The following is an 8382-nucleotide window of genomic DNA, read 5'->3' on the forward strand; positions in this document are numbered from 1 at the left end:
GGTCGCCCGGCAGCTCGGCCGCCCGCCCCGGGGGTTGCGTGCCGTCGTCGCGCGCTGCCCGGGCGGGCACCCCGCCGTGGTGCGGACCAGCCCCCGCCTGGAGGACGGAACCCCGTTCCCGACGCTGTACTACCTGACGTGCCCCACGCTGAACTCGATGGTGGGCAGGATCGAGGCGGCGGGGACCATGCGGGAGATGACCGCGCGGCTCGCCGACGACCCGGAGTTCGCCGAGCGCTACCGGCGGGCGCACGAGTCGTACCTGGCCGAGCGGGACGCGATCGAACCGCTCGGGCACACCGTGACCGCCGGGGGGATGCCGACCAGGGTGAAGTGCCTGCACGTGCACCTCGCCCACACGCTCGCCCGGGGACCGGGAGTCAACCCGGTCGGTGACGAGACGCTGCGTCTCGTCCGGGCGGACGGATGGCCGTCGGGGGAGTGTGCTCACGGAAATTAGTCCGTCCGGAGCAAAACTTGTTTGATCCCTTCCGAAGGGTGTGAAACGCCGGGTGGGTTGCGGCAGGGTGAGCCCCCAGGCGATTCCGGCGGGAGGGGTCGAGCGTGCGTGCTGGCGGGAGGTCGGGTGCGGTCCGGCGGTTCGGGCTGCGGCACCGGACGATGGTCGCCGTGCTGGGCGGGTCGCTGGCGATCGTGCCGGTGGCGGTGGTCAGCGGAGCGGCCGCGCGGTGGCTCGACCCGCCCGCCCGGGAGTTCACGGTCGCCATGCCGCTGGTCGGCGGATATCCGCCCGGCCTGTCCCGGTCGTCGGTCGACGGGAGCCTGCCGGAGCCACCGGAACCGGCCGAGCTGCGGCTGCGGGACGAGCCCACCTCCGGCTCCCTCGGCATCCCGCGGTCCGTCCTGGCCGCGTACCGCGCGGCGGCCCAGCGGGTGAACGCGGAACAACCCGGCTGCAACCTGGACTGGGCGCTGCTCGCCGGGATCGGGCGGATCGAGTCCGGGCACGCCCGCGGCGGATACGTCGACGCCGCGGGCACCACCCGCGAGCCGATCCTGGGCCCGGTCCTCGACGGGCGTGGCCCGGTGGCCACGATCCCGGACACCGACGGCGGCCGGTACGACGGTGACCGGGACTGGGACCGCGCCGTCGGGCCGATGCAGTTCATCCCGTCGACGTGGGCACGGTGGGGCGCGGACGGCGACGACGACGGTGTCGCGGACCCGAACAACATCCACGACGCGACCGTCGCCGCGGGGCGGTACCTGTGCGCGGGAGGTTTCGACCTCTCGGACGACGAACAGGTACGCCGGGCGCTCTACCGGTACAACAACTCGTCCTCGTACGTGGACAACGTGCTGCGGTGGGCCGAGGCCTACCGCACCGGGGTCCTGGGCGTGCCGGACAGCGAGGTGCCGCAGGCCGTGCCCGACCCACTGCGTGTCGACACCTATCCCGACGCCGCCGCGGGCGCCCAGCTGCCGTCGTCCTCGCCGTCGACGACGACCCCGGACGGCACGGACCCGGACGGCACGGAGCAGCCCGGCGAGCCGGGGGAGCCGGGGGACCCGGAGGAATCCGAGGACTCGGAGACGACGCCCCCCGGATCCACACCGCCCGAGGGAGGCGAGCCGGACCCGGAGAACCCGGAGGACCCGGAAGAGCCGGAGAACCCGGAGGAACCGGAGAACCCGGAGGACCCGGAGAACCCGGAGGAACCGGAGGAGCCGACCGATCCCGAGGAGCCGACCGATCCGACCGACCCCGAGGACCCGACCGGGCCGACCGACCCGGGGGATCCGGAGGATCCGGAGGACCCGGAGGACCCCGGGGACACGGACGATCCGGAGGCGGATCCCGGGGAACCGGGCGATTCCGACGACCCGCAGGACGGGACGGACACCGAGCCCACGGACCGACCCACGGGCACGGAACCCACGGGCACGGACGAGGCGCCGGAGTCCGACAGCCCGGACACGACCGGGACGCCGGAGAACCCCGGAACGACGAACGGCTCCGGGAGCTCGGAGAACACGGGGCCGGAGAGCACCACCCCGGACAGCACGGACCCGGACACGACGGAGCCGGGCACCACGGAGCCGGACAGCCCGGATCCGGGCACCACGGATCCGGGCACCACGGAGCCGGACGGCGCCGGGCCGGACGGCGCCGAGCGTCCGGAGATGGCCGCGACCTCGGGCGACACGGACGACGGGGACAGCGCCCAGGCGTCGGCCGGTCCCGTGTCCGGGAACGCCACCGAGGGCACCGTCGACTCCTGCGGCACCGACGACCGACCCGGGGCCTCGAGCCCGTCGACCACCCCGGAGTCGGGGCCGACGACGACGGAGCCGACGGGCTCGTCCCCGGCACCGTCGTCCGGGACCCGGCCCGGTGAGCCGAGCCGGCCCTGTGCGGTCCACGGTGCCGACAACGGCGACACCGGCACGAGCGCCGTGGCGACCACAGCCGCAGCGGCGGGAACCGGCGGTTCCGCCGGAGCCACACAGGCACCGTGCGAGTGCGTGCGGACCACGGAGGAGCCGACGAGCCCGACCGGCTAGGGTGGCGGCATGCCACGGGTAGCCGCCATCGACTGTGGGACGAACTCGATCCGACTGCTGGTCGCCGAGCTGACGCACCGCCACGACGGCAGCGTCGACCTACGGGACCTGCACCGGGAGATGCGGATCGTCCGGCTCGGCCAGGGGGTCGACGCGACCGGCAGGCTGGCTCCGGAGGCACTGGAGCGGACCAGGGAGGCGCTGACCGCCTATGCCGTCGCGGCCCGGCGCAAGGGCGTCGAGCGGCTGCGCATGGTCGCCACCTCGGCGACCCGGGACGCGAGCAACCGCGACGAGTTCTTCTCGATGACCCGCGACATCCTCGGTGTGGAGGCCGAGGTGATCTCCGGGGACGAGGAGGCACGGCTCTCGTTCGCGGGCGCGGTCGGCGAGCAGGACCCCGACGACGGGCCGTTCCTGGTCGTCGACGTCGGCGGTGGGTCGACGGAGCTGGTGTTGGGCACGTGGGACGGCAGGCAGGCCGACGTGCGCGCGGCCCGGTCGGTCGACATCGGCTGCGTCCGGATCACCGAGCGGACCCTGCGCAGCGACCCGCCGACGGCCGGGGAGGTCGCCGACGGGGAGCGGCTGATCGCGGACACCCTGGAACCCGCCTTCGCCGACGTCGACGTGTCGACGGCGCGCACCTGGATCGGGGTGGCGGGCACGATGACGACGCTGTCGGCCGTGTCGCAGGGACTGCCCGAGTACGACTCCGAACGCACCCACCTGTCCCGGCTCACCCGCGCCGAGCTGGACGACACCGCGCACCGCCTGCTCAGCGCCGACCACGACGAGCGCGCGGCCAACCCGGTGATCCACCCGGGCCGCGTGGACGTCATCGGCGGCGGCTCGCTGATCGTGCGCGTGCTCGCCGACCGGATCGCCGACCTGGGCGGCCCGTCCGACCTGGTGGTCAGCGAACACGACATCCTCGACGGCATCGCCCTCTCCCTGGCCTGACCCCACCCCACACCCGCGAGTCGCCACCTAATGCCCGCGAGTTGCCACCCCACGCCCGTGAGTTGACGCTCCAGGACGTCGAGCCCACGCTCCGCGACCGCTCCCGCCCGTACCTCGCGGAGCCCGGCCGCCGCGGCCCGAAGGGTCGTCCGCTTTCCCGAGGCGTCTCTTCGGCGTCCTGGAGTGTCCTCCCGGTGTCCTGAAGTGTCGACTCGCGAGCCTGGAGTGGCGACTCGCGGGCCTGGAGTGGCTGGGTCAGCGGTTGGCGCTGGTGCGGACGAAGGCGGCGAGGTCGGCGGCCTGTTGGCGGCGGGACGGTTCGTGGACGTACATCATGTGGCCCGCCGGGTAGTACGCCGTCTCCACATTGGACCGGAGTTCGTCCGGGATGCGGATCTGCGCGAGCACGTGCTCGGCGGCGTAGTACGGGGTGGCGCCGTCGTAGTGGCCCAGCGCCACGTGCAGCCGCAGGTGCGGGTTCGCGCGCATCGCCTTACCGAGGTCGTCCACGGCCGACACCGAGCGGCCCTCGAAGTCCGAGTACGACCAGTTGCGGTTGACGTCCAGCGACAGCACCTCGTACGGCAGGTCGTTGGCGTAGCCGAGCTCGTGCCGGACGTAGTGGTTGAACGTCGCCGAGTAGGCCCCGATGATGCGGGAGATCGACGCGTCGTCGCTGAAGTGCTCGCGGCCACCGTCGGGTTCCCACGTGGTGAACCGGCCGTCCATCCGCCCGGTCACCAGCCCCCGGTCCCGCAACAGCTCGGTGAAGTACCGGACGTGCTCGATCCGCAGATTCACGCGGTCCACATAGGACTCGCTGAGCCCGGTCAGCCGCGCGAGCCGGGAGACGATGTCGGCCCGCTCGTCGGCGCTGAGCCGTGCGCCCTGCCGCAGCGCCCACGGCAGGTCCCGCGCGGCGAACTCCTCGGCCTCGGCGAGTACCTCGTCGAGCGGCCGATCCCCGTGCCTGCCGTGGTAGTGCGCGATGGCGGCGTAGGTCGGCACGTACAGCGCGTACGGCAGGTCGTTGCCCTCGCTGAACCGGATGGTGCCCATGTCCAGCACCGAGGAGATCAGCAGCAGGCCGTTGAGGTAGAGCCCGTGCCGGTCCTGCAGGTGCGCGGCCAGGGCTGCGGCGCGCAGCGTCCCGTACGACTCGCCCGCCACGAACTTCGGCGACAGCCACCGGCCGTTGCGCGAGGTCCACAGCCGGATCACCTCGCCGACCGACTCCACGTCGGGGGTGAAGCCGTGGTGCTCGGTCGGCTTCTCCCCCTCGACGGCGCGGGAGTAGCCGGTGGAGACCGGGTCGATGAAGACGAGGTCGCTGTCCCGCAGCAGGGTCTCCGGATTGTCGGCCAGCCGGTACGGGGGCGGCTCGGGCGCGTCCACGTCCCCCGAGACGGTCCGGCGCGGCCCGAGCACGCCCATGTGCAGCCAGATACTGGACGATCCGGGACCGCCGTTGAACGCGAACGTCACCGGTCGCGTCGCCGGGTCGGCGCCGTCGAGGGTGTAGGCGGTGACGAAGACCTCGGCCTTCGGCTTGTGCCCCTCGAAGGTGCCGTCCGTGAGCACCTCCTTGCGCAGCACGATCCGCCCGGTCTCGGCGGTGTAGTCGAGAGCGCCGTCCGGCGTCGTCAGCGTGTGCTGCGTGGTGACGAGGTCATCGGTGGGGGACGTCCCGTCCGCGGTGGTCGGTTCGGTGGTCGTGGAGCTGGCGGTGTCGGCGGTGTTGGTCTCCGGCATGGCCCCAACCTAGTCGTGCGCACAATGGGACCCATGAACGCGTACCGGGAGGAGCCGCGGGAGCGGGCCGAGGAGCTCGCGCGGCTGGATGCCGCCGTCAGCCGGTGCCGCGCCTGTCCGCGCCTGGTGGAGTGGCGCGAGCACGTCGCCGAGACCAAGCGGGCGGCGTTCGCCGACCAGACCTACTGGGGCCGTCCCGTGCCCGGCTTCGGCCCCGCCGACGCGGCCCTGGTGCTGGTGGGCCTTGCTCCCGCCGCCCACGGCGGGAACCGCACCGGACGCATGTTCACCGGCGACCGCTCCGGTGACGTGCTCTTCCAGGCCCTCTACGACGTCGGCCTCGCCTCCCAGCCGACCGCGGTGCACCGTGACGACGGCCTCACCCTCCGCGGCACGCGGATCACCGCGCCGGTGCACTGCGCCCCGCCGGCGAACAAGCCGACCCCCGCCGAGCGCGACACCTGCCGGCACTGGCTCGCCGACGAACTCCGGCTGCTCCGGCCCACCCTGCGCGCCGTGGTGGTCCTCGGCGCCTTCGGCTGGCAGGCCCTGTTGCCCGTGCTCGCCGAGGCGGGGTGGACCATCCCCAGGCCCAGGCCGAAGTTCGGCCACGACGTGCGCGTCACGCTCGACGGGCCGAGCCCGCTGCACCTGCTCGGCTGTTACCACGTCTCGCAGCAGAACACGTTCACCGGCAGGTTGACGCCGGAGATGCTGCGGTCGGTGCTGGCCGAGGGGGCCGCCCTGGCCGGGTTGCGGTGAGGCGGGGGACGTGGCCCACTACCGTGCGGATCGGGGCGGTGACCTGGAGTGTCGATGCTCTGAATCGTTTGGGAGATACGGCGACCCTGGTCACAGCCGGGGAGGGGTCTCTGCCGTTGTGGGCCCGCCGGTGAAACCATGGATGACATGGCAGTCAAGTCGGAACCGACGCGGATCCTGATCCTCGGTGGCGGATACGTCGGCCTGTACACGGCGCTGGGCCTGCAGAAGAAGCTCAGGGCCAACGAGGCATCCGTGACCGTCGTCGACCCGCAGCCGCACATGACCTACCAGCCGTTCCTCCCGGAGGCGGCGGCGGGCTCCATCGAACCCCGCCATGTCGTCGTGCCGCTGCGCAGGGCCCTGCGCCGGTGCCACGTGCTCACGGCCCGGGTGACCGGGGTGGAGCACGAGTCGAAGACGGTGACCGTGGAGGCCCCGGACGGGCACACCGAACAGCTGGGCTACGACGTCCTGGTGGTCGCGCTCGGTTCCGTCGCCCGACTGCTGCCGATTCCCGGCCTCGCGGAGGAGGGCATCGCGTTCAAGACGATCGGCGAGGCCATCTACATCCGCAACCACGTCCTGACCAAGCTCGACGAGGCCGCCAGCACCCTGGACCCCGAACTGCGCAAACGCTTGCTGACCTTCACCGTGGTCGGCGGCGGGTTCGCCGGGATCGAGGCGCTGGCCGAGCTGGAGGACATGACCCGCGACGCCACGCGCTACTACGACACCATCGAACCCGACGACATCCGCTGGGTGCTGGTGGAGGCCGCGGGGCGGATCCTGCCCGAGGTGCGCGAGACGCTGGGCGTGTGGACGGCCGAGCAGCTGGAGAGCCGGGGCATCGAGGTGTACCTGTCGACGGCGGCGAAGTCGTTCGAGAACGGGCACGTCGTGCTCTCCGACGGCACCGAGTTCGACACCGACACCATCATCTGGACCGCGGGCGTGAAGTCCAACCCCGTGGTGGCCGAGTCCGACCTGCCGACCGACAAACGGGGCAGGCTCCAGGCCACCGCCTCCCTCCAGGTGGCGGGGCACCCCGACGTGTGGACGGCGGGCGACGTCGCGGCCGTGCCGGACCTCTCCCGCACCGAGGAGGACCCGAGCGCCACCTGCCCGCCGAACGCGCAGCACGCGGTGCGTCAGGCGCAACACATGGCCGGCAACATCGTGAAGGTGCTCCGCGGTGGCAGGCCGAAGGACTACTACCACAAGAACCTCGGCTCGGTGGCCAGCCTCGGGCTGCACAAGGGCGTCGCCGACGCGATGAAGCTCAAGATCAAGGGCTTCCCGGCGTGGCTGTTCCACCGCGCCTACCACGTCAAGGCCATGCCGACGGTCAACCGCAAGGTCCGCATCCTGCTCGACTGGATGCTCGGCGGCCTGTTCCGACGCGAGACCGTCTCCCTCGGGCAGATCAACAACCCGAAGGAGGAGTTCGACCGAGCCTCCAAGTCGTGACCCCGGCCCCCGCGCGGCCGACCCGGTGAGGCCGTGGGACAGCCGCGCGGGCGGGGCCTTAAGCTACGGGTGCCCCCGTAGCCCAATCGGCAGAGGCGGTCGACTTAAAATCGACGCAGTGCGGGTTCGAGTCCCGTCGGGGGCACTGTCCGAGCTGGTCAGCGGCTTCGCGAGGGGATGGCCGGGAGATCACATCCCCGATTTACCCCCGGAATTGCCCTCGCCCTCCGACCCGAGGGACTCCAGTGCCTCCGCCGCCCGGGGCGAGGCCATCCCGCGGCCCAGGTAGACGTCTTGGGTCATCGACGGCTTCGCATGGCCGAGTTGATCGGCGATTTCGCGGGCGGTGAGCTTCGCTTCGTCGAGGAGCGTCGCCGCGGTTCTGCGGAACACGTGTGAGGTCACCCAGGGCGAAATCCGCACTGCCACGTGCCTCCCGGAAGGCACGTCGCGTGTTGGAGGGATCACGCAGGCCTCCGAGGGAATCCGGGAAAACCGGACTCGCAGCCGGCCGGTTCTCGGCAACCGCGGTCGCGTGCCGATGCCGAAGCATCTCCAGTGCCCACGCAGGCACCGCCAACGTGCGCTTACTCGCCGACGTCTTCGGAGGCGTCCGCCGGAGGCCGGCGCCCCGGACACGGACGACGGTCCACTCGATCAGGACCACGCCCCGGTCGAGGTCGACGTCCTCCCAGTACAGGGCGAGCGCTTCGCCGATCCGGACGCCCGTCGCCATCATGAAGCGCGTGAGGTCCGGCAAGTCGTGACGTCGCGCGGTCGGGTCCTGTTCGAGCTGGGCAAGCCATTCCCGCCGCTCGGCGACCACGTAGCCGCAGCGCAGAGCGTGTTCAGACTTTCTTGTCTTGTTCAAGGGCGGCCCCTCCGGGGCCGCCTGCCTGCTCACCTGGT

7 protein-coding genes, 1 tRNA gene and 1 pseudogene are annotated in these 8382 nt (G+C 72.2%); 6 read left to right on the forward strand and 3 right to left on the reverse strand.

The window, feature by feature from the left end:
* From ACTIR_RS22285 to ACTIR_RS0107995, 3 genes are all read left to right on the forward strand, one after another.
* Positions 1-460, forward strand: a 460-nt coding sequence (locus tag ACTIR_RS22285) for a DUF501 domain-containing protein (protein ID WP_052583773.1), incomplete at its 5' end; no start/stop codon positions are given.
* A gap of 104 nt (positions 461-564) precedes the next feature.
* Entirely contained in the window at positions 565-2526 is a 1962-nt protein-coding gene (locus ACTIR_RS25815) for a lytic murein transglycosylase (protein WP_026453880.1), read from the forward strand.
* Positions 2527-2535: 9 nt separating this feature from the next.
* The gene (locus ACTIR_RS0107995; protein WP_007024281.1) at positions 2536-3489 is read left to right on the forward strand and encodes a Ppx/GppA phosphatase family protein; all 954 of its coding nucleotides are present in this window, start codon (positions 2536-2538) and stop codon (positions 3487-3489) included.
* A gap of 255 nt (positions 3490-3744) precedes the next feature.
* Here the strand turns inward: ACTIR_RS0107995 and ACTIR_RS0108000 are convergent, their stop codons facing one another.
* Positions 3745-5241 carry a S10 family peptidase gene (locus ACTIR_RS0108000; protein WP_026453881.1) on the reverse strand — a complete coding sequence of 499 codons (1497 nt, stop codon included), beginning with the start codon at positions 5239-5241 and terminating at the stop codon, positions 3745-3747.
* Positions 5242-5274: 33 nt separating this feature from the next.
* Between ACTIR_RS0108000 and ACTIR_RS0108005 the strand changes: the two genes are divergently transcribed.
* From ACTIR_RS0108005 to ACTIR_RS0108015, 3 genes are all read left to right on the forward strand, one after another.
* On the forward strand, positions 5275-6003 hold the full coding sequence (locus ACTIR_RS0108005) for a uracil-DNA glycosylase (protein ID WP_026453882.1): 729 nt from the start codon (positions 5275-5277) through the stop codon (positions 6001-6003).
* Between the two features lie 147 nt (positions 6004-6150).
* Positions 6151-7473, forward strand: coding sequence for an NAD(P)/FAD-dependent oxidoreductase (locus tag ACTIR_RS0108010; RefSeq protein WP_026453883.1), 1323 nt, complete (start codon positions 6151-6153; stop codon positions 7471-7473).
* Positions 7474-7544: 71 nt separating this feature from the next.
* Positions 7545-7618: transfer RNA gene (locus tag ACTIR_RS0108015), tRNA-Leu, on the forward strand.
* Between the two features lie 44 nt (positions 7619-7662).
* On the opposite strand, the gene ACTIR_RS27745 is transcribed toward ACTIR_RS0108015, so the two are convergent.
* Both ACTIR_RS27745 and ACTIR_RS27750 read right to left on the reverse strand, forming a co-directional pair.
* Positions 7663-7866 carry a site-specific integrase gene (locus ACTIR_RS27745; protein WP_026453884.1) on the reverse strand — a complete coding sequence of 68 codons (204 nt, stop codon included), beginning with the start codon at positions 7864-7866 and terminating at the stop codon, positions 7663-7665.
* 88 nt (positions 7867-7954) lie between these two features.
* Positions 7955-8212: pseudogene (locus ACTIR_RS27750) on the reverse strand (site-specific integrase); the annotation flags it as partial.
* Positions 8213-8382 lie beyond the last annotated feature (170 nt).

Source organism: Saccharomonospora iraqiensis subsp. iraqiensis (assembly GCF_000430445.1).
Taxonomy (GTDB): domain Bacteria; phylum Actinomycetota; class Actinomycetes; order Mycobacteriales; family Pseudonocardiaceae; genus Saccharomonospora; species Saccharomonospora iraqiensis.